General features: G+C 65.9%; 2 protein-coding genes and 1 pseudogene. All 3 read right to left on the bottom strand.

The window, feature by feature from the left end; genetic code table 11:
• Positions 1-86: 86 nt before the first annotated feature.
• On the bottom strand, positions 87-1,022 hold the full coding sequence (locus tag RMO40_RS16730) for a nitronate monooxygenase (RefSeq protein ID WP_309723868.1): 936 nt from the start codon (positions 1,020-1,022) through the stop codon (positions 87-89).
• Positions 1,023-1,077: 55 nt separating this feature from the next.
• Positions 1,078-1,533 (bottom strand): pyridoxamine 5'-phosphate oxidase family protein, encoded by a 456-nt coding sequence (locus RMO40_RS16735; RefSeq protein ID WP_309723870.1) that lies wholly within the window; start codon positions 1,531-1,533, stop codon positions 1,078-1,080.
• Positions 1,534-1,607: 74 nt separating this feature from the next.
• Positions 1,608-1,962, bottom strand: a pseudogene (locus tag RMO40_RS16740) (methyltransferase); the annotation flags it as partial.

The following is a 1,962-nucleotide window of genomic DNA, read 5'->3' on the forward strand; positions in this document are numbered from 1 at the left end:
GTTCACCTGGGTCTACGCCCACCGGTGTGGCTCGCGGCGCGGCGAGCCGCGCCCGGGCGCGCTGCCCGAGCAGCCCACCGACCCGGCTAAGCAAACGAGCGCGACTGCGCCAATCCGCCGAGTCGCGCCGTGATGGCAAAAAACTCGGCCACCGTTTCGTCGATGATTTCCTTGGCGGTCTTCACCGAGGTGATCAGGCCGGCGGTCTGACCGGCCAGTGCGGGGGCGGCCTCCATGTCGCCATCGAAGTAGACGCTGCGAATGCCCTTGAGCGCGTCGGCCGGCATCAGGCCTTCGTCGAAGATGGCCTGCGTGCGCTGCGACTTGAGTGCACGGATGCACGGCGTCGACTTCTTGTTCAGCACCCAGGTGCCGGTGTCCTTGGCCTCGACGATCGCGTTCTTGTAGTTGGCGTGCACTGGGCTCTCGGTGCAGCTCACAAAGCGTGTGCCCATCTGGATGGCCTCGGCACCGAGCGCAAACGCCGCCGCCATGCCGCGCCCATCACAGATGCCACCGGCCGCGATCATCGGCACATCGGTGCGCGCGCGGATCGCCTGCAGCAGCACCAGGGTCGACACCTCTTCGGGGTTCTTGAAACCACCGCCCTCGCCGCCTTCGACCACCAGGCCGTCGATGCCGGCGTCGACACACTTCATGGCCGTCTCGACGGTGGGCACCGCGTGGTAGACGGTGATGCCCGCGTCTTTCAGCGGCGCGATGAACTTGGCCGGGCTGCCGGCCGAGGTCGTCACGAACTTCACGCCGCTCTCGCAGACGAACTTGAGCATCGCGTCGTCCTTCAAGAAACGGATTGGCAGGTTCACGCCAAACGGCAAACCCAGCGCGCTCATCTTCCTGATCTCGGCCTGGCAGTTCTCGGTTTCGCCCGACGAGGTTTCGATGATGCCGAGCCCTCCCGCGCGCGACACGGCGGAGGCGAGCTGCGTGCGCGCGATCCAGCCCATCGGGGCCTGCACGATGGGGTAGGTGGCGCCGGTGTGGGCGAGGACTCGGTTCATGGGCTGGCGCTCCGGCAAGGATCGGCAGGGCGGGCTGCCCTGCGCGGCCTGCGGATTATTGCGACGAGTGTCGAGCCGGCCTGTCGCCCACGTTACCCAGATCGAGGTCAAGCCCCGGGTCGAGATCGACCCGCAGCAACATGAAGTCGATCTCGGCCGGCACCACGTGGAGCGCCAGCGCCTGCCTGAAGTTCGGCCTCAGGTAGAGCGGGCTGGTGCGCTCACGCAGCGGCGTCGCCACACCCGACAGGTGCACCACAGACAGGGTGTCAGCGTCGATCACCGACACCGTCACGCTGGGGTTGTGCGCGATCTCCACGTCGATGCCGTCGCCCGCGGGAATCACGAACCACAGGCGGCGGCTGTCTTCGGAACAGGTCGCCACCTTGAGCTTGCGCGTGTGCAAACGGCCGTCCGCACCCAGGGTGGTGAGCACGCAGCGCTTGCCGCGCTCGAACAAGGGGTTCGATTCAGCGAAGTGCGCGCCGAACAAAAAGGACAAGGCTGACATGCACATGAGCGTAGCCAGCCGGCCACCCCTCGGCAGTCAGCCAGTTCAGTCCTACCGTGTAGGACGAGACCGCATCAGGCGATCAAACCATCGGCCTTCAACAGCGTCTCCAGGCACTGCTCCTGGATGCGATAAAAGCCCTTGATCTCGCGGATCTGATCCAGCACCTCATCGGCGGGTTTCGCCACCGCACGCTTCACCGCCAGGATCATCTTGTTCTTGTTGGTGTGCTCCAGCGAGACGAACTCGAACACCTGGGTGTCGTAGCCGCAGGCGTCGAGCAGCAGGGCGCGCAGGCCGTCGGTCAGCATCTCGGCCTCCTGGCCCAGGTGCACACCGTGCTGCAAGATGGGCTTGAGCGGGTGCGGGCTCAAGAGCTGCGGGCGAAGCTGCTTGTGGCAACACGGCGAGCACATGATGATCTGTGCG

The sequence above is a fragment of the Rhizobacter sp. genome, from assembly GCF_031412075.1.
Classification (GTDB): Bacteria; Pseudomonadota; Gammaproteobacteria; order Burkholderiales; family Burkholderiaceae_C; genus Rhizobacter.